The organism is Nocardioides pollutisoli (assembly GCF_040045055.1).
Taxonomy (GTDB): Bacteria; Actinomycetota; Actinomycetes; order Propionibacteriales; family Nocardioidaceae; genus Nocardioides; species Nocardioides tweenelious.
In genome coordinates this window covers 105,029-126,818 of record NZ_JBDZDU010000001.1, presented here as the reverse complement: position 1 = coordinate 126,818, position 21,790 = coordinate 105,029, and the positions used below count along the sequence as shown (strand labels likewise).

General features: G+C 71.6%; 19 protein-coding genes. 15 read left to right on the top strand and 4 right to left on the bottom strand.

Annotated features, from left to right (window positions below):
* Positions 1 to 47: 47 nt before the first annotated feature.
* The 3 genes from ABLE68_RS00565 (at position 48) to ABLE68_RS00555 (ending at position 2,711) form a co-directional block, all read left to right on the top strand.
* Positions 48 to 1,703, top strand: a complete 1,656-nt coding sequence (locus tag ABLE68_RS00565; RefSeq protein WP_348869116.1) for an acyl-CoA synthetase — start codon at positions 48 to 50, stop codon at positions 1,701 to 1,703.
* A gap of 63 nt (positions 1,704 to 1,766) precedes the next feature.
* Positions 1,767 to 2,186, top strand: a complete 420-nt coding sequence (locus ABLE68_RS00560) for a VOC family protein (protein ID WP_348869115.1) — start codon at positions 1,767 to 1,769, stop codon at positions 2,184 to 2,186.
* Positions 2,187 to 2,258: 72 nt separating this feature from the next.
* On the top strand, positions 2,259 to 2,711 hold the full coding sequence (locus tag ABLE68_RS00555) for an aromatic ring-opening dioxygenase LigA (RefSeq protein WP_348869114.1): 453 nt from the start codon (positions 2,259 to 2,261) through the stop codon (positions 2,709 to 2,711).
* Here the strand turns inward: ABLE68_RS00555 and ABLE68_RS00550 are convergent.
* Positions 2,704 to 4,155, bottom strand: coding sequence for a flavin-containing monooxygenase (locus tag ABLE68_RS00550; protein WP_348869113.1), 1,452 nt, complete (start codon positions 4,153 to 4,155; stop codon positions 2,704 to 2,706). The genes ABLE68_RS00555 and ABLE68_RS00550 overlap by 8 nt on opposite strands.
* A 146-nt stretch (positions 4,156 to 4,301) precedes the next feature.
* Here ABLE68_RS00550 and phoA point away from each other — a divergent pair, with 146 nt between their 5' ends.
* Positions 4,302 to 5,990 (top strand): alkaline phosphatase, encoded by a 1,689-nt coding sequence (gene phoA, locus ABLE68_RS00545; protein WP_348869112.1) that lies wholly within the window; start codon positions 4,302 to 4,304, stop codon positions 5,988 to 5,990.
* A gap of 419 nt (positions 5,991 to 6,409) precedes the next feature.
* On the opposite strand, the gene ABLE68_RS00540 is transcribed toward phoA, so the two are convergent.
* The gene (locus ABLE68_RS00540) at positions 6,410 to 7,183 is read right to left on the bottom strand and encodes an SDR family NAD(P)-dependent oxidoreductase (RefSeq protein ID WP_348869111.1); all 774 of its coding nucleotides are present in this window, start codon (positions 7,181 to 7,183) and stop codon (positions 6,410 to 6,412) included.
* A gap of 172 nt (positions 7,184 to 7,355) precedes the next feature.
* Between ABLE68_RS00540 and leuS the strand changes: the two genes are divergently transcribed.
* From leuS to holA, 6 genes are all read left to right on the top strand, one after another.
* Entirely contained in the window at positions 7,356 to 9,848 is a 2,493-nt protein-coding gene (leuS, locus tag ABLE68_RS00535; RefSeq protein ID WP_348869110.1) for a leucine--tRNA ligase, read from the top strand.
* Positions 9,849 to 9,883: 35 nt separating this feature from the next.
* Positions 9,884 to 10,738, top strand: coding sequence for a DegV family protein (locus ABLE68_RS00530; protein WP_348869109.1), 855 nt, complete (start codon positions 9,884 to 9,886; stop codon positions 10,736 to 10,738).
* Between the two features lie 102 nt (positions 10,739 to 10,840).
* Positions 10,841 to 11,668: a ComEA family DNA-binding protein gene (locus tag ABLE68_RS00525; protein ID WP_348869108.1), complete on the top strand. Its 828-nt coding sequence runs from the start codon at positions 10,841 to 10,843 to the stop codon at positions 11,666 to 11,668.
* Position 11,669: 1 nt separating this feature from the next.
* Positions 11,670 to 13,976 (top strand): ComEC/Rec2 family competence protein, encoded by a 2,307-nt coding sequence (locus ABLE68_RS00520; protein ID WP_348869107.1) that lies wholly within the window; start codon positions 11,670 to 11,672, stop codon positions 13,974 to 13,976.
* Positions 13,977 to 13,996: 20 nt separating this feature from the next.
* Complete coding sequence (gene uppS / locus ABLE68_RS00515) at positions 13,997 to 14,752, top strand: polyprenyl diphosphate synthase (protein WP_348869106.1); 756 nt, start codon at positions 13,997 to 13,999, stop codon at positions 14,750 to 14,752.
* A gap of 7 nt (positions 14,753 to 14,759) precedes the next feature.
* The gene (gene holA / locus ABLE68_RS00510; protein ID WP_348869105.1) at positions 14,760 to 15,752 is read left to right on the top strand and encodes a DNA polymerase III subunit delta; all 993 of its coding nucleotides are present in this window, start codon (positions 14,760 to 14,762) and stop codon (positions 15,750 to 15,752) included.
* An 80-nt stretch (positions 15,753 to 15,832) separates the two neighbouring features.
* Here holA and rpsT read toward each other — a convergent pair whose 3' ends face one another.
* Both rpsT and ABLE68_RS00500 read right to left on the bottom strand, forming a co-directional pair.
* Positions 15,833 to 16,093, bottom strand: a complete 261-nt coding sequence (rpsT, locus tag ABLE68_RS00505) for a 30S ribosomal protein S20 (RefSeq protein WP_348869104.1) — start codon at positions 16,091 to 16,093, stop codon at positions 15,833 to 15,835.
* Positions 16,094 to 16,323: 230 nt separating this feature from the next.
* A complete protein-coding gene (locus ABLE68_RS00500; protein WP_348869103.1) occupies positions 16,324 to 17,277 on the bottom strand; it encodes a phosphotransferase family protein in 954 nt (317 codons plus the stop codon).
* Positions 17,278 to 17,299: 22 nt separating this feature from the next.
* Between ABLE68_RS00500 and ABLE68_RS00495 the strand changes: the two genes are divergently transcribed.
* The 5 genes from ABLE68_RS00495 (at position 17,300) to ABLE68_RS00475 (ending at position 21,769) form a co-directional block, all read left to right on the top strand.
* Positions 17,300 to 17,908 carry a TMEM175 family protein gene (locus ABLE68_RS00495; RefSeq protein ID WP_348869102.1) on the top strand — a complete coding sequence of 203 codons (609 nt, stop codon included), beginning with the start codon at positions 17,300 to 17,302 and terminating at the stop codon, positions 17,906 to 17,908.
* 64 nt (positions 17,909 to 17,972) lie between these two features.
* Positions 17,973 to 19,844 (top strand): translation elongation factor 4, encoded by a 1,872-nt coding sequence (gene lepA, locus ABLE68_RS00490; RefSeq protein ID WP_348869101.1) that lies wholly within the window; start codon positions 17,973 to 17,975, stop codon positions 19,842 to 19,844.
* Complete coding sequence (locus ABLE68_RS00485; RefSeq protein ID WP_348869100.1) at positions 19,841 to 20,335, top strand: GNAT family N-acetyltransferase; 495 nt, start codon at positions 19,841 to 19,843, stop codon at positions 20,333 to 20,335. The genes lepA and ABLE68_RS00485 overlap by 4 nt, the downstream gene beginning before the upstream one ends.
* Positions 20,336 to 20,401: 66 nt before the next feature.
* Entirely contained in the window at positions 20,402 to 21,010 is a 609-nt protein-coding gene (locus tag ABLE68_RS00480; RefSeq protein ID WP_348869099.1) for a hypothetical protein, read from the top strand.
* Positions 21,011 to 21,022: 12 nt separating this feature from the next.
* On the top strand, positions 21,023 to 21,769 hold the full coding sequence (locus ABLE68_RS00475; protein ID WP_348869098.1) for an aminoglycoside phosphotransferase family protein: 747 nt from the start codon (positions 21,023 to 21,025) through the stop codon (positions 21,767 to 21,769).
* The last annotated feature ends 21 nt before the right edge of the window (positions 21,770 to 21,790 follow it).

Genomic DNA, 21,790 nt, shown 5'->3' with positions numbered 1-21,790 from the left:
CGCTAGCATCGCGGAAACGAGAACGTGTTCTAGTGAGGGTGGTCCCGATGTCCGGTCCTGGTCCCGATGGCTTCAACCTGGCGACGGTCTTCGGCACCGTCGCCCGCGCCGTGCCGGACCAGGAGGTGCTCGTCTGGCGCGACCGCCGGGTGACCTACGCCGAGATGGACGCCCGCATCGACGGCGTCGCCCGGTTCTTCGTCAGCCGTGGCCTCGGCGTACGCACCGAGCGGTCCGAGCTGGCCAACCACGAGTCCGGTCAGGACCACGCCGGGATCTACCTGCGCAACGGCAACGAGTACCTCGAGGCGATGCTCGGTGCGTTCCGAGCCCGGGTCGGGGCCTTCAACGTCAACTACCGCTACGTCGAGGAGGAGCTCGTCTACCTCCTGAGCGACGCCGACACGAAGGCGCTGGTCTTCCACGCGGAGTTCGCCCCGGTGGTCGCCGCCGTGCGCGACCAGCTGCCGCAGCTCTCCGTGCTCGTCCAGGTCCCGGACGAGTCGGGCAACGACCTGCTGCCGGGCGCGGTCTGGTGGGACGACGCGCTCGCCACCCCGGAGCCCGCGGGCGGGATGCCGACGCCCAGCGGCGAGGACCTCTACCTGCTCTACACCGGTGGGACGACGGGCATGCCGAAGGGCGTGCTGTGGAAGCACCACGACATCTACGTGTCGACCATGGGCGGCACGCCGTTCGGTGAGACCGAGCCCTACCCGTCGTACGACGCGATCGCGGACTACGCCCGCGGCGCGAACGGCGGCCTGGCGATGCTGATGATCCCGCCGTTCATGCACGGCGCCGCGCAGTGGTCGACCTTCCACGGGATCACGTCGGGCGGCAAGATCGTGATCCCCGACGACGTGCACAGCCTGGACGCCGCGAACGCCCTGTCCGTGGCCGCGCGCGAGCGCGTGCTCAACATCGTCTGCGTCGGCGACGCGATCGCGAAGCCGATCGTCGAGGAGGTCGAGCAGGGCAGCTACGACCTGTCGGGCCTGGTCAGCTTCGGCAACGGTGGCGCCGCGCTCACGCCGTCCGTGCGGGACCGGATCTTCGAGGCGCTGCCCCACGTGATGGTGCTCGACTCGGCGGGCTCGTCGGAGTCCGGGCTGCAGATGAGCCAGATGACGATGAAGGGGATGGAGGACGAGGCGATGGTGTTCACGCCTCGTCCTGACACCTGGGTGCTCGACGACCTGCTCACGCGCCAGCTGGCGCCGGGGGAGTCGGGCGGCTGGCTGGCCCGCCGCGGCTTCGTCCCGCTCGGCTACCTCGGCGACCCGGAGAAGTCGGCGCGCACCTTCCCGATGGTCGACGGCATGCGCTGGTCGGTGCCGGGTGACCGGGCCAGCGTCCTCGAGGACGGCCGGATCCGGCTGCTCGGCCGCGACAGCGTCACCATCAACTCCGGCGGCGAGAAGATCTTCGCCGAGGAGGTCGAGAGAGCGGTGGCCGCCCACCGCGCGGTGCGCGACGTCGTCGTCACCGGCCGGCCGTCCGAGCGCTGGGGCAACGAGGTGGTCGCGATCGTCCAGCTCGAGGACGACGCCGAGGCGACCGACGAGGAGCTGCTGGCCGAGGCCGGTCGCCACATCGCGCGCTACAAGCTGCCCAAGGCGATCGTCCGGGTGCCGGCGATGCAGCGCTCGCCCGCGGGCAAGGCCGACTACCGGTGGGCGAAGGAGCAGGCCGTCGAGTGAGCGATGACTTCTGTCGGTGATCGGGGTCAGACTCGGCACAGACCATCGACGAAGGAGCGCTCCATGTCCACCCAGCTCAACCCCTACCTCGGCTTCCGCGGCCAGGCCCGTGAGGCGATGACCTTCTACCAGTCCGTCTTCGGCGGCCAGCTCGACGTGATGACCTTCGCCGACCAGGGCGGCATGGGCGTCCCCGAGAGCGAGGCCGACCAGGTCATGCACTCGGCGCTCTCGATCTCCGACACCCTGCAGCTGATGGGGTCCGACGTCCCCAGCCACATGCCCGAGGAGATCCACAACGGCCGGATCGCGCTGAGCGGCGACGACGTCGACACGCTCCGCGCCTGGTTCGCCGGACTGTCCGACGGCGGCACCGTCAACGTGCCGCTCGAGAAGGCGCCCTGGGGCGACTGGTTCGGCGACCTCGAGGACAAGTACGGCGTGGGCTGGATGGTCAACATCGCGGGTTCCGCGGAGGGCTGAAGGGTCACCCGCATCGGGTGATGGCCCCGGCTCGGGCCGGTGCCACATTGGGAGCTGACCGAGGAGGCCACCGTGTCCGAGTCCGCTCCCGCCACCACTCCCGCGCAGTCGTCCAGCAGCACCCGCGTCGTCGGGATCATCGTCGCCGTGCTCGGCGTGATCTTCCTGGTCGCCGGCGTCTCCACCTACGCGATGGTGTCCCACACCCTCGCCGCCGAGAACATCACCGTCTCCGACGACGCGAAGCACTTCGCCGGCAAGCCGGTGAAGGGCCCGTTCACGGCCTACTTCCAGGCCGACATCATCGCCACCCACGCCGAGGGCATCGCGGGCGGCAAGACCTATGCCGAGATGGCCCAGGACGACCCGAAGCGCGAGACGGTGATGGACGCGTCGTTCCTGCGCGCGAGCCTCTTCACGTCGGTCGTCGCCTTCGGCGTCGCGGCGTTCGTGGCCGCGATGGGCGTGGTGCTGATCCTGATCGGCTGGGTGCTGATGAAGCTCGGCAGACCAGCGGTCAGCTGAGCTCGAGCTCGGACCAGGCGACGGTCGCCGTCCGCTCCTTGTACTCCGTGACCTGACCCGGCCAGTTGGTGGTGATCCGCTCGCCGTCGCGGTACCAGCTGTCGCAGCCGGCCCACACGCTCGACTGCAACCGTCCCTGCATCTCGCGGTCGTAGTCCTCCCAGACGCTCTGGCGTACGGCGACGCGCTCGGCGCCCCCGTCGGCGATCCGGCGGACGACCTGGGAGATCCAGCCGGCCTGGGCCTCCATCATGCCGATGATCGAGCTGCCGCCGAGGTTGGTGTTGGGGCCGTAGACCACGAACAGGTTGGGGAAGCCCGCGACGGTGATGCCGAGGTGGGCGCGCGCGCCGCCGTCCCACGCCTTCTGCAGGGTGGCGCCGTCGGGCCCGGTGACGTCGATGCCGGCGAGGAAGTCGGTGGCCGCGAAGCCCGTGCCCCAGATGAGCACGTCGGCCTCGTGCAGCGTGCCGTCCGCCGTACGCACCCCGGTCGGCTCGACCCCGGTGACGCGGTCGGTGACGACGTCGACGTGGTCCCGGTCGAGCGCGGGGTACCACGCGTTGGAGAAGAGCAGCCGCTTGCAGCCGAGCGGGTAGTCCGGCACGAGCTTGCGGCGCAGCGCGGGGTCGTGGACCTGCCTGCGCAGCTGGAGCCGCCAGGCGCCCCGGATGGCGGCCATCAGCGGGCGGGTGATCGGCGAGGTGCCCTCGAGGGCGCCGTTGAAGCGCTCGGTGAGCCAGAACCACGCCGTGCGCTCGGCCGCCAGCAGCCCGGGGAACCGGCGGAAGAGCCGGTGGTGGCGCGGGCGGTACTCCTGGTCCGGCTTGGGGACGACGTACGGCGCCGACCGCTGGAAGACCGTCATCGCACTGACCTGGTCGACGATCCCGGGCACGAACTGGATCGCGCTGGCGCCGGTCCCCACGACGGCCACGCGCTTGCCGGTGAGGTCGACGTCGTGGCGCCACTCGGCGGAGTGGAACGCCGGCCCGGCGAACGTGTCGGTGCCGGGGATCGGGGGCACGACCGGGTGGGACAGCTGGCCGACCGCGGAGACGACGACGTCCGCGTCGTACGACCTGCCGGTGCTGGTGCCGACGCGCCACCGGCCATCGACGTACTCCACCGACGTGACGTCGACGCCCGTGCGGACCAGGTCGAGCAGGCCGTCGTCGGCGGCGGTGCGCTCGATGTAGGCGAGGATCTCGGGCTGCTGCGAGTAGCGACGGCCCCACGCGGGGTTGGTCGCCCAGGACCACGAGTAGAGCGGGGACGGGACGTCGCACGCGGCGCCGGGGTAGGTGTTGTCGCGCCAGACGCCGCCGACCGTGTCCGCGCGTTCGAGGATCGTCACGTCCGTGAGGCCCTCCGCGCGCAGGGCGTGGGCGACGCCCAGTCCGCCGAATCCGGCTCCGATCACGACAATCTGGGGGCTCGTCACGCCGACGAACCTAGCGGGGGGTCCTCCGGACGTGCACGCGCCACCCAGGCTTCACCGGACCGGTAGGAGTGGTTCACCGCTGACTGGTCGGGTCGTCATTGCACAGACGGACCCTGCCCACTTGCTCGGAAGGACCCCCACGAATCATGCATGCACGAATCACCCGGTCGCGTCGACAGCTCGCGGTCGGCTCCCTCGCCGTCGCAGCGCTGGCCACCACCGCTGGCCTCGCCGCCGCCGCCCAAGCCCCTGACTCTCCCCTGGCCGTCCACGGAGGCGCGACCCGCCTCGACGGCGACCAGTCGTCCGCCGTGAAGAAGGCGGTCGTCGAGGGCCACGCCCGCAACGTCATCCTCCTCATCGGTGACGGCATGGGTGACTCCGAGATCACCGTCGCCCGCGACTACGCCGAGGGCGCCGCGGGCAGCTTCAAGGGCATCGACGCGCTGCCGCTGACCGGTCAGTACACGACGTACTCGCTCGACAAGACGACCGGCCTGCCCGACTACGTGCCCGACTCCGCGGCCACGGGGTCGGCCTGGTCGACCGGCACCAAGACCTACGACAACGCCATCTCGGTCAACCTCGCGGGCCAGCCGCAGCAGACGCTGCTCGAGCTCGCGAAGCTCAACGGCCTCAAGACCGGCGACATCACGACGTCGGAGATCCAGGACGCGACCCCCGCCGTCCAGGTCTCGCACATCTCGGCGCGCTCCTGCTACGGACCGACGCAGACCACCACGACCTGCCCGGAGGCGGCGCTGGAGAACGGCGGTCTCGGCTCGATCACCGAGCAGCTGCTCGACACCCGCCCGGACGTGACCATGGGTGGCGGCTCGGCGACGTTCACCCAGACCGCCACGGCCGGCGGCTGGAAGGGCAAGACCCTCAGCCAGCAGGCGACCGAGCGCGGCTACCAGATGGTGAGCGACGAGGCCGGCCTCAACGCAATCACGCACGCCGACCAGGACGCGCCGGTGCTGGGGCTCTTCGCCTCCGGCAACCTGCCGGTCCACTGGACCGGTCCGGCCGCGACCGTCGGCGGCGCCAAGCTGCCGGCGGCGAAGTGCACGGACAACCCGGACTACAACGCCACCGCGCTGCCCTCGCTGGCCGCGATGACCGAGAAGTCGATCGACCTCCTGAAGAACCCGAACGGCTTCTTCCTGCAGGTCGAGGGCGCCAGCATCGACAAGCAGGACCACGCCGCGAACGCCTGCGGCCAGATCGGTGAGACCGTCGACTTCGACGAGGCCGTCCAGGCCGCGCTCGCCTTCGCGAAGCAGGACGGCAACACCTCGGTGTTCGTCACCGCCGACCACGCCCACTCGAGCCAGATCATCGAGGTCGGCAGCACCACCCCCGGTCTGAGCGTCACGCTCACGACCAAGGACAACGCGCCGATCGCGATCAACTACGGCACCGCTCCCGCGGGCGGTTCGCAGCAGCACACCGGCACCCAGCTGCGTCTCGCGGGCTACGGCCCGGGCGCCGCGAACGTCGTCGGCCTCACCGACCAGACAGATCTCTACTTCACGATCCGCAGCGCCCTCGGCCTGGTCGACGACGCGAACAGCGACCACGCCAGCGTGAAGGCCTCGCCGTCCTCGGTGAAGCCGGGCAAGAAGGTCACGATCACTGCCTCGAAGTTCGGCGGCGACCGACGCGTCTCGGTGAAGATCTCCGGCACCGACAGCTCGTCCTCCACCCGGGACGTCTCCGGCGGCACGATGCAGGTGGTCGTCACCCCGAAGAAGGTCGGCTCCTACACGGTCACCGTGAAGGGTCTCGACTCCGGCAAGACCGCGAAGACCACCTTCAAGGTCAAGAAGTAGCCCCACGCTCCACCGTGGGTTGAGGAAGGACGAAGTCCTGTCTCGAAACCCCCGCAGCCTGCAGGGCGACCTGTGGTTGCGGGGGTCTCTCGGCTCTCCGGGGTTTCGAGACGGTTGCTGCGCAACCTCCTCAACCAACGGGTCGGGTCAGGTGATGGTCATAGCCCCGCGCTCCACTGTGGGTTGAGGAAGGACGAAGTCCTGTCTCGAAACCCCCGCAGCCTGCAGGTGACCTGTGGTTTCGAGACGGTTGCTGCGCAACCTCCTCAACCAACGGGTCTGGTCAGGTGATGGTCACAGCCCCGCGCTCCACCGTGGGTTGAGGAAGGACGAAGTCCTGTCTCGAAACCCTCGCAGCCTGCAGGTGACCTGTGGTTTCGAGACGGTTGCTGCGCAACCTCCTCAACCAACGGGTCGGGTCAGGTGATGGTCATGCCGCCGTCGACGGGGAGCGTCTGACCGGTGATGTAGCCGGCGGCGTCGGAGGCGAGGAAGACCACGGTGGCGGCGAGCTCGGCCGGGTCACCCTTGCGGCCGCTCGGGATCCGCGGCTCCTGCGACTCGAGGTAGCCGGGCGGGTACTGGTCGGTCATCTCCGACACGAAGAAGCCCGGCGCGATGGCGTTGACCCGGATGCCCTTGCGACCGGTCCACTGCTGCGCGAGGTCGCGGGTGAGGCCGATCAGGCCGGCCTTCGACGCGGCGTACGCCGCCTGGGGGAGTCCCGCGGTCGTGATGCCGAGGACCGAGCTGATGTTGATGATGCTGGAGCCGGGCTGCATCACCCGGCCGCAGGCCTGCGCCATCCAGTAGCAGCCGTTGAGGTTGACGTCGATGACCTGCCGGAAGTCCTCGGGCTTCTCGCGGGTCGCGGGGGCCGCCGTCCCGATGCCGGCGTTGTTGACCAGGATGTCGACGCGGCCGAACTCCTCCATCGCGAGCGCGACCAGGTTGGTGCACGAGTCCGGGTCGGCGACGTCGGTGCCGACCTCGAGCGCCCGCCGGCCGGCCGCGGTCACCAGGGCCGCGGTGTCGGCGAGCCGGTCGACGCGACGTGCCCCGAGCGCCACGTCGGCGCCGGCCTCGGCCAGGCCCTTCGCGAAGGCGACGCCGAGGCCGCTCGAGGCGCCGGTGACGACGGCGACCTTGCCGTCGAGTCGGAAGAGGTCGGGCACGGTGCGCTGATCGCTCATGCCCGTGACTGTAGCCACGACGAGCGCGCGGGCTATCCTGGGACCATGCGCAGGATCCTGCTCCTTACCTAGCCGCGTCGAGACGCACAGATCGACGCGGCTGCCCCTCGTGCCCGAGGGGCTTTTTTGTGCCCGGAGCAGACCCCCGCCACCAGACGTGAGAGAGACGACGATGAGCGAGCACGACAGCCAGCACGACGAGCAGGCGACGTACGACGTACGCGCCACCCAGGACAAGTGGCTGCCGGTCTGGGACGAGCTCGAGCCGTTCCGCGCCGACGACGACTCGCCGCGCGAGAAGAAGTACGCGCTGACGATGTTCCCCTACCCGAGCGGCGACCTGCACATGGGCCACGCCGAGGTGACCGCGCTGCACGACGTGATCGCGCGCTACTGGTGGCAGCAGGGCTTCGAGGTCCTGAACCCGATGGGCTGGGACTCCTTCGGCCTGCCCGCCGAGAACGCCGCGATCCGCAACAACGAGCACCCCGCGACGTACACCTACGCCAACATCGAGACGCAGTACCAGTCGTTCAAGCACTACGGCATCTCCTTCGACTGGTCGCGCCGCCTGCACACGTCCGACCCGGAGTACTACCGCTGGACGCAGTGGCTGTTCCTGAAGTTCCGCGAGCGCGGGCTGGCCTACCGCAAGAACAGCCCGGTCAACTGGTGCCCCAACGACCAGACCGTGCTGGCCAACGAGCAGGTCGTCGACGGTCGCTGCGAGCGCTGCGGCCACGAGGTCACCAAGCGCGAGCTGACGCAGTGGTACTTCAAGATCACGGAGTACGCCCAGGAGCTGCTGGACTGCCTGGACGACCTGGAGCCGACCTGGCCGACGCGCGTCGTCACGGCTCAGCGCAACTGGATCGGGCGCTCCGAGGGCGCCCACGTCGACTTCGTCGTCGAGGGCCGCGACGAGCCGATCACCGTCTACACCACGCGTCCCGACACGATCTTCGGTACGACGTTCATGGTCGTGGCCGTCGACTCGCCGCTGGCCGACGAGCTGGTGACCGACGAGCAGCGCGCCGCCTTCGAGGCCTACCGTGAGGAGATCCGCAGGGAGACCGAGATCGAGCGGCTGTCCACGGACCGCCCCAAGACCGGCGTCGACCTGGGCGTCACGGCCACCAACCCGGTGACCGGGACACAGATCCCGGTCTGGGCGACCGACTACGTGCTGGCCGACTACGGCACCGGCGCGGTCATGGGCGTGCCCGGCGGCGACCAGCGCGACTGGGAGTTCGCCACGGTCATGGGCCTGGAGATCATCCGGACGACGCAGACGCCGGAGGGCTTCGACGGCGAGGCGTTCCACGGCGAGGGACCGGCGATCAACTCGCCCGCTCCCGGGGTCCACGCACCGCTGGACATCAACGGCCTGGGCGTCGCCGAGGCGAAGCGCGCGACCATCGACTTCCTGGAGCAGCAGAAGTCCGGCAAGGGCGCGGTCAACTTCCGGCTGCGCGACTGGCTGCTGAGCCGCCAGCGCTACTGGGGCGTGCCGATCCCGATCATCCACTGTGAGAAGGACGGCGAGGTCGCCGTTCCCTACGACCAGCTGCCGCTGGAGCTGCCCGAGCTGCGTGGCGCCGACCTGAAGCCCAAGGGCGTCTCGCCGCTAGCCGCGGCCGAGGAGTGGGTCAACGTCGAGTGCCCCACCTGCGGCGGCCCGGCGAAGCGCGACAGCGACACGATGGACACCTTCGTCGACTCGTCGTGGTACTTCCTGCGCTACTGCTCCCCGGCGTACACCGACGGCCCGTTCGACGTCGAGAAGGCCAACGCCTGGATGCCGGCCGACATCTACGTCGGCGGCGTCGAGCACGCCGTGCTGCACCTGCTGTACGCCCGCTTCTTCACCAAGGTGCTGGCCGACATGGGGATGCTGGAGACCCGCGAGCCGTTCGCCGCGCAGCTGAACCAGGGCTTCGTGATCAACCGCGGCAAGAAGATGAGCAAGTCGCTGGGCAACGGCGTCAACCTGGGGGACCAACTTGCGGAGTTCGGAGTGGACGCCGTACGACTGACCCTGGTCTTCGCCGGTCCGCCGGAGGACGACATCGACTGGGCAGAGATGTCGCCGGCCGGCTCGCTGAAGTTCCTGCAGCGCGCCTGGCGGCTGTCGGGCGACGTCACGTCGGCGGCGGGTACGCCGGCCGAGGGCGGCGACGTCGCACTGCGGCGCGTCACCGCTCGGACCGTGCGCGACGCGGCCGAGCTGGTCGAGGCCTACCGCTTCAACGTGATGGTCGCCAAGGTGATGGAGCTGGTCAACGCGACTCGCAAGGCCATCGACTCGGGCTGCGGCCCGGAGGACCCGGCCGTCCGCGAGGCCGCCGAGGCGGTCGCGATCCTGCTGTCGCTGGTGGCGCCGTACACCGCCGAGGAGATGTGGGAGCGGCTGGGCCTCGAGCCGACCGTCGCCCGCGCCGGCTGGCCGACGGTCGACCCCGCGCTGCTGGTCGAGGAGTCCGTCACCGCGGTCGTCCAGATCCAGGGCAAGGTCCGCGCGCGCCTGGAGGTGTCGCCCGACATCTCCGAGGCCGACCTGGAGCAGCTGGCCCTGGCCGACGCCGACGTGATCCGCTCGATCGACGGCCGTCCGGTCCGCAAGGTGATCGTCCGGGCGCCCAAGCTGGTCAACGTCGTCGTCTGACCGTTCGCCTGGGTCCTTCGTCTAGCCTTCCTCGCATGCCGGCCGTGATCGTCACCGACTCGACCGCCAGCCTCCCCCCGGAGGTGGCGGCCGAGCGGGGGATCGTCGTCGTACCCCTCCAGGTCGTGATCGGCTCCCGCGTCTACGACGAGGGTGCCGACGGCGCGACGCCCGAGCTGGTCGCCGCCGCGCTCAAGGAGTGGAAGCCGGTCAGCACCTCGCGACCGGGACCGGCCGCGTTGCTCGAGGTCTACGAGAAGGCGGCGGCCGACGGGGCGACGGAGATCGTGTCGGTCCATCTCTCCGGTGACATGAGCGGCACCTTCGAGTCCGCGCAGCTCGCCGCTCGTGACGCGTCGATCCCGGTGATCCCCGTCGACACCCGGCAGGTGGGTGTGGCGACGGGGTACGCCGCGCTCGCGGCGGCCGACGTACTGGATGCCGGCGGCACCGCCGAGGAGGCCGCCTCGGCCGCGCGGACGCGCGCTGCGGCGTCGTCGTCCTTGTTCTACGTCGACACGCTGGAGTACCTCCGCCGCGGTGGACGCATCGGCGCTGCCGCTGCGCTGCTCGGTGGCGCGCTCGCCGTGAAGCCGCTGCTCCAGATCGAGGACGGCAAGGTCGCCTCGCTGGAGCGGGTGCGGACGTCCGCGCGCGCCCTCAGCCGGCTCGAGGAGCTCGCGGTGCAGGCGGCCGGAGACGGTCCGGTCGACGTCTGCGTCGCCCACCTCGCCAGCCTGGAGCGAGCCGAGCAGCTCGCCGAGAAGCTGTCCGCCCGTCTCGAGGCCAACCTCGACGGCCGCGAGGTGTGGTGCGGCGAGCTCGGGGCCGTCCTGGGTGCTCACGTCGGTCCCGGGATGATCGCGGTCTGCGTGGCTCCGCGAGCCTGAGAACGGCCCGGTTCTCATCCCCAGCCCGGCTCCGGACCGGGCTCTCCACAGGTCCACGTACGCCGGCTGACGGAGGTCGGTGTCGCTGCCTAGCGTCGCCGCATGCCCACTCGCCGTCCCAGCCCCGAGCACCAGGAAGCCGTCTCCCGCCGGCTGGCGCTGCTCAGCGCCGAGCTGGCCGCCGCCCGGCCGGTCGAGCAGTCGCCGCCCGATGACGCGTGGGAGGAGCCGGCACCGCTCGTCCCAGTGCCGGGGCGGCACGCGTCCCATCGGGCGGTCGCGTCGCTCGGACGACTCGACCGGGGCCGGTTCGCGCTCGGTCCCGCGCAGCTGACCGTCGTCGCGGTCCTGGTCGCGGTCGGCCTGGCCGTGACCGGCTGGTGGCTGGTGCGAGGTGATCCCGACCGGCTGGAGGCGCCGACGATCCCGCCCCCCAGCGAGGCCGCGGCCTTGGCGGACGCGTCACCGGTCGCCGCCGACTCGAGCACGTCGCCGGCGGCCGGTTCGGTCACCGTCGACGTCACCGGCAAGGTCCGCAAGCCAGGCATCGTCGTGCTCGACCCCGGTGCGCGGGTGGTCGATGCTCTCGAGGCCGCCGGAGGGGCGCGGGCCGGTGTCGACCTCTCCGGCCTCAACCTCGCGCGGGTCCTGGTCGACGGGGAGCAGGTCGTCGTCGGGGTGACGGCGGTGCCGCCCGCGCCGTCGACGGCCTCCGGCTCCGCGCCCACCCCGGGCGCTGCACTGGTCAACCTCAACACCGCCACCCAGACCGAGCTCGAGGCGCTGCCCGAGGTCGGCCCGGTCACCGCCCAGGCGATCCTGTCCTGGCGCTCCGAGCACGGTGGTTTCACGGCTGTCGACGAGCTGCTCGAGGTCGACGGCATCGGCGACGCGACCCTCGGCCAGCTGGCCCCCTACGTCACGGTGTGAGGTGGCCGAGGATGCGCGGCGCGAGGTCCCCGACCTGCGGATGCTCCTGCTGGCGGCCGCCGGCTGGACGGGCGCCGGGGTGGGTCGGTGGTGCGGTTGGTGGGTCGTCCTCGCAGCGGCCGCGGCCGCCGCCGGGCTCTGGCCGCTGCTCCGCCGCCGCGACCGTGCGTGGGCACGCACCGTCGCCGGGGCGCTGCTGGTCGTCACGGCCGTCAGCGCGGTGACCACGCTGCGCGCCGACCAGGTCGCCCGCAGCCCGGTGGCCCGCCTGGCGGCCGACGGTGCTGCGGTCGGGCTGGTCGCCACCGTCACGTCCGACCCGCGCGAGACGGAGGGCCGCTACGGCGTGGTCGTGACGGTCCGCCTCGACGTGCGCGAGGTGACCGGGCGCGGCGCCACCTACACGCTGTCGGCGCCGGTCCTCGTCCTGGCGGACGAGGCCTGGCTCGACCTGCCGCTGGGTGCCACGGTCCACGCCTCGGGGCGGCTCGGTCCCGCCGACGACGGCGACCTGGCGGCGGTCCTGGCCGCTCGGGGTCCGCCCGAGGTGCTCACCGCTCCCGGTGCATGGTGGCGCGGTGCTGCGGTGGTCCGAGCCTCGATCCGGGCCTCGGTCGAGCACCGACCGGCCGACCAGCGCGCGCTGGTCCCGGCGCTGGTCGACGGTGACGACGCGGGGCTCGACGACGGTCTGGCGGACGACTTCCGCACCACCGGGCTCACCCACCTGCTGGCGGTCTCCGGCACCAACCTGACCCTGGTCGTCGGGTTCCTGCTCGTCCTCGCGCGCTGGGCCGGGGTGCGAGGTCGGTGGCTGCTGGTGGTGGGCGCGGCGGGGATCGCCGGTTTCGTGCTGCTCGCCAGGACCGAGCCGAGCGTGCTGCGGGCCGCCGTGATGGGCACCGTGGCTCTGCTCGCGATGGGGTCCAACGGGCGGCAGCGTGGCGCCCGCGCCCTGGGTGTCGCGGTCGTGGTGCTGCTGCTCGTCGACCCGGGTCTGGCGGTGCAGGCCGGCTTCGCGCTCTCGGTGCTCGCCACCGCAGGCATCGTGCTGCTGGCTCCGGCTTGGCGCGACGCCCTGAGCCGGTGGCTGCCCCGGTGGGCGGCGGAGGCGATCGCCGTGCCCGCGGCGGCTCAGCTCGCGTGCACGCCGGTGGTCGCCGCGATCTCGGGACAGGTGAGCCTGGTCGCGGTCGCTGCCAACCTGCTCGTCGCACCGGTCGTCGGCCCCGCCACGGTGCTCGGGCTCGGTGGGGGCCTGGTCGGCCTGGTCTGGCCGGCCGGCGGGCGAGCGCTCGGCACGCTCGCCGGGTGGTGCGTCGCGTGGATCGTGGTGGTCGCTCGGCGCTGCGCGGACCTGCCGGTCGCCTCGGTCGGGTGGGGGACCAGCCTGCCCGCACTCGCAGCCCTGACCGTGGTGGTGCTCGGCATCGCGCTGGCCGGTCCGGTCCTGCTCCGCCGCCCGGTCACCGGGGTGGGCTGCTGCGTGCTGCTGGCCGTCGTGGTGCTGGTCCGTCCGCCGACCCCGGGCTGGCCCCCCGACGGGTGGGTCCTGGTCGCGTGCGACGTCGGCCAGGGCGATGCCCTGGTGATCAACGCCGGGCCGCACGCCGGGGTCGTGGTCGACGCCGGCCCCGACCCGGCCGCGGTCGACGGCTGTCTCGACCGGCTCGAGATCGAGTCCGTGCCGCTCGTGGTGCTGACGCACTTCCACGCCGACCACGTCGACGGGCTGAGCGGGGTGTTCGACGGCCGGCAGGTCGGCGCGGTCGAGACCACCCGGCTGCTCGACCCGCCGGCCGGCGTCGAGGAGGTCGACCACGTCGCGCGGGGAGCGGCGCTGACACCCACCCCGGCGCCGTACGACGTCACGCGGACGGTCGGTGACGTGACCCTGCAGGCGCTCTGGCCGCCACCGGACTCGCCGACCGTCGGTCCGGGCGACGGGAGCACGGCCAACGAGGCGAGCGTGGTGCTGCTCGCGCAGGTCCGGGGCGTGCGCTTGCTGCTCACCGGTGACGTCGAGCCCGACGGGCAGGCGGCACTGGCGCGGTCGCTGCCGGGTCTGCACGTCGACGTGCTCAAGGTCCCGCACCACGGCAGCCGCTACCAGGACGAGCCCTGGCTGCTGTCGCTGGGCGCCCGCGTCGCGCTGGTGTCGGTCGGCGCGGACAACGACTACGGCCACCCGGCCGACTCGACGCTCGCACCCCTGGCGGCGTCCGGGGCGAGGGTGCTGCGGACCGACACCGACGGCGACCTGGCGGTGGTCGAGGAGGGCGGCAAGCTGTTCACCGAGACCGGCTGAGCCGTGACTATCCTGGCCGCGTGCCGACCAGCCTGCCCGCCCGGATCCGTCTTGCGGCCCGGCGTCGGCAGCTGCGAGGAGCGCCGCGGCCGCGGCACGTCGGGCTGGTCATGGACGGCAACCGACGGTGGGCGAGGCTGGCCGGCTTCGCCGATGCGAGGGTGGGCCACCGCGCCGGCGCCGAGCACGTCGGGGACGTGCTGCGCTGGGCGACGACCTGGGGGATCGACCACCTGACCGTCTACGTGCTGTCGGCCGACAACATCCGCAAGCGCCCGGTGGCCGAGGTCGACCACCTGATGACGCTGCTCGAGGAGATCGTCCCGGAACAGGTGCTGGCACACCCGCGGTGGTGCGCTCACGTGTCCGGTGACGAGCGCCTGCTCCCGTCCACGACGCGGGAGAGCCTCGCCCAGCTGGTGGACGCGACCCGGGGCCGGCCGGCCCACGTGACGCTCGCGATCGCGTACGACGGTCACGAGGACATCGTCACCGGGATCCGCGCTGCCCTGATCGCTGCCGCCGAGACCCGCAACCTCTCGATCGGGGAGGACGACGTCACCCGCGGGCTGCCGGGCGGACCGGTGAAGGAGATCGACCTGGTGATCCGGACCAGCGGCGAGCAGCGGCTCTCCGGGTTCTTCCCGTGGCAGGCCAGCAACGCCCAGATCGTGCTCAGTCCGAAGCTCTGGCCGGCCTTCACCGAGGTCGACTTCGCGGACGCGCTCGCGGAGTTCGCGCGGTCGTCGGACCGTCGGCACCGTATGGCAGGCTGACCGCACCATGGCAGGTCCCTCACAGCCCCGCGCACACGACGTCCTCGGCCGAGTCACGCTGATCACCGGCAAGGAGGAGTTCCTCGGCGAACGCACCGTCTCCGCGGTCCGCGCCGCGGTCCGCGCCCATGACGCCGAGGCGGAGATGGCCGACACCATGGCCGGTGACCTCACCATGGCGAGCCTGGGCGAGATGTCCGCGCCGTCGCTCTTCTCCAGCACCCGCTGCGTGGTCGTGCGCGCCCTCGAGAACCTCCCGGAGGAGTCCGTGGCCGGACTGGTGGACTACGCCGCGTCGCCCGCCGACGACGTCGCGCTGGTGCTCGTCCACGGGGGCGGGCCCAAGGGCTCCGGCACCCTCACCAAGCTGCGCAAGCTCGACACCGTCACCGAGTCCAAGTCGGCCGAGCTGCGCCCCTCGGAGTACCCCGCGTTCGTGGCCGCCGAGGTGCGCAGCCACGGCGCGAGCATGGAGCAGGAGGCCGCCGACTTCCTGGTCCAGGCGATCGGCCAGGACCTCCGTGCGCTGGCCGCCGCTGCCGACCAGCTGGCGAGCGACTTCGCCGGCCAGGCGCTGACGGTCGAGCTCGTGAAGCGCTACTTCGGAGGCCGGGCCGAGGCCAAGTCGTTCGCGGTCGCCGACGCCGCCTTCTGGGGCCGGCGCACGGTAGCGCTCGAGGAGCTGCGCTGGGCCCTCGACGGCGGGACCGCTGCGGTCCTGGTCACCTCGGCCTTCGCCGGTGGCGCGCGTGGGGTGGCTCGCTACAAGTCGGCGCCGCGCGGCATGCGTGAGGCGGACCTCGCCCGCGAGGTCGGCGTGCCGCCCTGGAAGCTCCGCACGATCCGCGACCAGTCCCGTGGCTGGTCCGACGGCGGGATCGCCCGCGCGATCCGGGCGATCGCCCAGGCCGACGCCGACATCAAGGGTGCCGCGAGCGACGCGTCGTACACGCTCGAGCGACTGGTCCTGACGGTCACCGCGCTCAGGGATCAGCGCTAAATAGACATTGACCCGCCCGAAAGTTTCGGGCGGGTCAACGTAACGACCGACGTGCCGCCTGGATCAGGCGGCGGGGTGAATCAGAGCGAAGCGGCCTTCTTGGCGATCGACGACTTGCGGTTCGCGGCCTGGTTCTTGTGGATGACGCCCTTGGAGGCGGCCTTGTCGAGCTTGCGGGCGGCGTCCTGGCCGAGCTTGACGGCGTTGTCCTTGTCGCCGGCCTCGGCGGCCTCGTTGAACTTGCGCACGGCGGTCTTCAGGCCGGTCTTGACCGACTTGTTGCGCTCGTGGGCCTTCTCGTTCTGCTTGTTGCGCTTGATCTGGGACTTGATGTTCGCCACTGGTGTGCCTTCGCTCGGTGTTTGGTTCGGTCGTCTTACGTCGGGGTGCGCGCACGGTGAAACCACTCGTAGCGCGACGGACAACGTTAGCAGCGGGGCTCGATCCCGCCCAAATCTCCGAGGTAGCCCGGGCCGAGCCTGCGAGGAACGAGCGTGAGCCGAGGAGGTTGAGGAGGGATCGGGTGAGACGCGCGCGCCGCGCGGGGCTCACCGACCCGTCTCGAAACCGTTCAGAGCCACCCGCGCCGCTCGGCGAGCCACTCCCAGCAGACCTCACCCTGCCAGCGCTGCACGTCGCGGACGTACGGCGAGGTCGGCGGCACCGGCTGGGCTGCCGACATCAGGAAGTAGCCGGTGACCAGCGCGATCACGATGTCGACGGCCTCGGGAGCCACGTCGCGGGTCAGCGCCAGCTCGGCGAGCAACGCATCGACGTCGACCCCGTCGCCGCGCGGCCCGATCATCAGGAAGACGGTGTCCAGCCAGGCGGCGCCGACCACCGGCCAGTTCCAGTCGCAGAGCAGCACGCGTCCGTCCGCGGTGAGCAGCATGTTGTCGTCGCGGACGTCGGTGTGGACGAGCGTCGAGCCGTCGGCGACCTCGGCGAAGCGTGCCGCGAGCGCGGCCGCCTCGTCGGCCCGCTCGGCGAACCCGGGCAGGTCGGGCGCGGCGGCGCGGACCTGCTCCCAGCACGCCGGCCAGTCGGCGAACTCCTCGAGGAACGAGTCCGCGGTCAGCTCGGCCGGCGGGGGAGTGAGGACGTCGGCCATGGCCTCGACCATCGCCGCGCAGGCGGTCAGGTCGGCCGGTCGCCAGGGCCGGCGCGGGTGGCGGGCTTGGACGTGCTCGATGCCGAGCAGCACCCAGTCGTCGGCGTCGTGCAGCCAGAGCAGCCGCGGGGCCGGGACGGTCGGTGGGAGGGCGGCGAGCTTGCGGGCCTCCTCGGCGTACGCCTCCGCGAACATCCTCTGGGCCTTGCGGGAGGCGGCCTTCACGAAGTGGCGCGAGCCGTCCGCGCAGGTGAGCACCGAGGCGAAGCCGGGTGTGAACCCGGTGCCCTGGGTGACGGCCCCGGTCACCGGTGACCCGCAGCGCTCCTCGACGATCGCCCGGACGTGGGGCGGGAGGTGCGGCCACTCGAGACGCCGGGCCGTGCGGCCGTGCGGGATGGTCGTCGGGATCACGGCGTGACGCTAGCCTGCGGCCGTGGTGACGAGCGAACGGGTTGAGCGGGCGCGCGACCTCGACCGTTTCCTGACCTTCATCGACGCGATCGTGGCGATCGCGATCACGCTGCTGGTGCTGCCCCTGGTCGAGATCACGGCCGACATCGACCAGTACGCCTCCGTCGACGCACTGCTGCGCGACAACGAGGCCGAGCTCGGGGCCTTCGTGCTCAGCTTCGTGGTGCTGTCGCGCTTCTGGTTCGTCCAGCACGGCACGATGCGCCACGTCGTCTCCTACCACCGCGGCCTCGCGTCGGTGCTGATGATCTGGACGATGACCATCGTCTTCCTGCCGTTCCCGACGGCGGTGGTCGCGGAGGCGAGCGACAACCCGACGACCAAGGTCCTCTACATCGCGACGATGATCGCGACCACGCTGTCCCTGACGGTGGTCGAGTGGCTCGTCCGGCGCTTCCCGGACCTGACCGACGGCCACGCCGACGTCGACCCGCTGAAGGGTCTCGTGAACGCCGCCGCGCTGGTCCTCGCCCTCGTCATCACGCTCGCCGTGCCGGCGACGTCGTACTTCCCGCTCCTGCTGCTCATCGCGGCGGACCCGGTCGTGGACCGCATCCGACGCCTGCGCTGAGGCGGCTCCCCACCCTCCCGTGTGGGAGAATGAGCACGTCCCAGCAAGTCGACGAGAGACGTCTGTGCCCACGAACACCGCGCCCCCGCCGGGCAGCACTCCTCCGGCGATCATCCGCAACTTCTGCATCATCGCCCACATCGACCACGGGAAGTCGACGCTGGCCGACCGGATGCTGCAGCTGACGGGTGTCGTCGACGAGCGCGCGGCCCGGGCGCAGTACCTCGACCGGATGGACATCGAGCGCGAGCGCGGCATCACGATCAAGAGCCAGGCCGTGCGGATGCCGTGGACGGTGCCCGCCGACAACGCTGAGGGCGCCGAGCCCGGCACCTACGTCCTCAACATGATCGACACCCCGGGCCACGTCGACTTCACGTACGAGGTCTCCCGCTCGCTCGAGGCCTGCGAGGCCGCCGTCCTCCTCGTCGACGCCGCCCAGGGCATCGAGGCGCAGACGCTGGCGAACCTCTACCTCGCCATGGGCGCCGACCTCCACATCATCCCGGTGCTCAACAAGATCGACCTGCCGAGCGCCAACCCGGAGAAGTACGCCGCGGAGCTCGCCGGACTGGTCGGCTGCGACCCCGACGACGTGCTCCGGGTCAGCGCCAAGACCGGCGTGGGCGTCGACGCGCTCCTCAACCACATCGTCAACGAGACCCCGCCGCCGGTGGGCGACGCCGACAAGCCCGCGCGGGCGCTGATCTTCGACTCCGTCTACGACACCTACCGCGGCGTGATCACCTACGTCCGGGTCATCGACGGCAGCCTCAACCACCGCGACCGCATCAAGATGATGTCGACCGGTGCCGTCCACGAGATGCTCGAGGTCGGCGTGATCAGCCCCGAGCAGGTCAAGGCCGGTGAGCTCGGCGTCGGCGAGGTCGGCTACCTGATCACCGGCGTGAAGGACGTCCGCCAGTCGCGGGTCGGTGACACGGTCACCACCCAGCACAACGGCGCGACCGAGGCGCTCGGCGGCTACAAGCACCCCAACCCGATGGTCTACGCCGGTCTCTACCCGATCGACGGCGACCAGTTCGGCGACCTGCGCGAGGCGCTCGAGAAGCTCCAGCTCAACGACGCTGCGCTGACCTACGAGCCGGAGACCTCCGGCGCGCTCGGCTTCGGCTTCCGGATCGGCTTCCTCGGGCTCCTGCACATGGAGATCACCCGCGACCGGCTCGAGCGCGAGTTCAACCTCGACCTGATCTCGACCGCCCCCAACGTGGTCTACAGCGTCCTCATGGACGACGGCTCGGAGCTCGTGGTGACCAACCCGAGCGAGTTCCCCGAGGGCAAGATCTCCGAGGTGCGCGAGCCCGTCGTCCGCGCGACGATCCTGAGCCCGAGCGACTACATCGGCACGATCATGGAGCTCTGCCAGACCAAGCGCGGCACCCTCCAGGGCATGGACTACCTGTCCGAGGACCGCGTCGAGATGCGCTACACGCTGCCGATGGGCGAGATCGTCTTCGACTTCTTCGACCAGCTGAAGTCGCGCACCAAGGGCTACGCCTCGCTCGACTACGAGCGCTCGGGGGAGCAGGCGGCCGACCTGGTCAAGGTCGACGTCCTGCTGCAGGGCGAGCCGGTCGACGCCTTCTCGGCGATCGTCCACAAGGACGCGGCGTACGCCTACGGCGTGATGATGGCGGGCAAGCTCAAGGAGCTCATCCCGCGGCAGCAGTTCGAGGTCCCGATCCAGGCCGCCATCGGCGCCCGGGTGATCGCCCGCGAGAACATCCGCGCGATCCGCAAGGACGTGCTCGCGAAGTGCTACGGCGGTGACATCACCCGCAAGCGCAAGCTGCTCGAGAAGCAGAAGGCCGGCAAGAAGCGGATGAAGAACATCGGGACCGTCGAGGTGCCGCCCGAGGCCTTCGTCGCCGCCTTGTCCACCACCCAGCCGACGGACAAGACCAAGAAGTGACCGTCCGGCCGGTCGACGACGACCAGTGGGAGGTCGTCGCCTGGCTGTGGCAGGCCTACCGGCACGACCTGTCCGAGGTCGTCCACGGCTTCCCGTACGCCGACGGGCGCTACCAGCACGCCGGCCTCGACGGCTACCCGCGACCGGACGCGGTCGGCTACCTCGACTGGCGACCGCACCCCAACACGGGCGAGGACGCCCCGGTGGCGTTCGCGGTCGTCGGCGGCCTGGACGCGGCGCGACGTACGGTCGACGCCTTCTTCGTCGTGCCCGCGGCCCGCCGCGGTGGGACCGGTCGTGCGCTCGCGGCCGACGTGATCGCGCGCCATCCCGGGGCGTGGGAGATCGCCTTCCAGGACGGCAACGTCAGCGCCGGGCACTTCTGGAGGGCCGTCGCCCGCGACGCCTGGGGCGACGCGTGGACCGAGACCGAGGAGCCGGTGCCCGGCAAGCCCGACCTGCCGCCCGACCACTGGATCCGGACGATCTAGCCGCAACTCCTCGGCGTCCGCGCGCGTCTGACCCAGGTCACGGCAACGAACCTGGAAGGGACCCCGATGCGCACCGCTCTCGTCGGCCTGCTCCTCGCACCACTCGCCCTGCTCGGACTCGTCGGCCCCGCCGACGCCCACGAGCCGGAGGTCTCACCGGCGACGCAGGTGACGGCGGACGGTCACGCGGCTCCCGGGTGGCAGGTCCACCGCGAGAAGGAAGGCACGGCCACCTGCTCGGACGCGGCGGTCTCGGCCGTCGACGACGGGATCCTCTCCTGCTACCCGAGCGCGCTCTACCTGCCGTCGTGCTGGCCCTCGGCCCACCACACGGTGCTCTGCCTGCGCGACGCGACCGCGAAGGAGCTGGTCCGGGTCCGCTACCGCGGGGCCCTCGCGGACGCGACGGCTCCCGACCAGCCGAGCCCCCAGGCACTGACGCTCGCAGGTGGCCAGCGCTGCACGCTCCGCGTCGGTGGCGCGTGGGGCACGATCCCGCACCACCGGTCCTGGCTCGGCTTCTACTCCTGCGCCCACGGCTCGCTCTACGGCCCGCCGAACGGTGACGGCATCCGACGCACGGACGCCGCCTGGCGGGTGCACCTCGTGCGCGCGGACAACTCCGTCGTACGGCGCTCGGTCCGGACCGCCTACGTCATCGGGACCGCCGCCTGATGAGATGACGGCGTGCGAGACCTGCTCGAGGAATGGCAGCTGACGCCGGACGGCGAGCCGACCGGCGTGGTGCCGGTCCGCACGGCTGGCCGCCGCCCGGCAGTGCTCAAGCTGGGCGCGGCCGAGCACGAGCACCTCGCGCTCCAGCACTGGCACGGCAACGGCGCGGTCGAGCTGCTGCGCGCCGACCCGCGGCGGTCGGTGCTGCTGCTCGAGCGGCTGCACCCCGAGGACCTCACGGACCACTGGGACGTCGAGGCCTGCGAGATCGTCGGCAGCCTCTACGCGCGGCTGCACGTCCCGGCCGTGCCCCAGCTCCCGCGACTGTCGCAGGAGGTGCTGCGCTGGACCGAGCACCTGTCCGAGGCCCCGCTGCCGCGGCGGCTGGTCGAGCAGGCGACCGCCCTGGCGCGCGACCTCGCCGCCGACGAGGCGACCGACGGACGGCTGCTGCACACCGACCTGCACTACGGCCACGTGCTCGCCGGCGACCGGGAGCCGTGGCTGGCGATCGCGCCCGAGCCGCTCAGCGGCGACCCGCACTTCGAGGTCGCCCCGCTGCTGTGGCACCGCTGGGACGAGCTGGCTGGCGACGTACGCCGCGGCGTGCGCGCTCGCTTCCACGCGGCCGTCGACGCGGCGATGCTCGACGAGGAGCGGGCGCGCGACTGGGTGATCGTGCGGGCCGTGCTCCGAGCAGCGGCGGACCCTGACCAGGTCACGCGCTGCGTCGCGATCGCGAAATCGGTCCAGGACTGAGGGTCCGCAAGGAAGACTGGG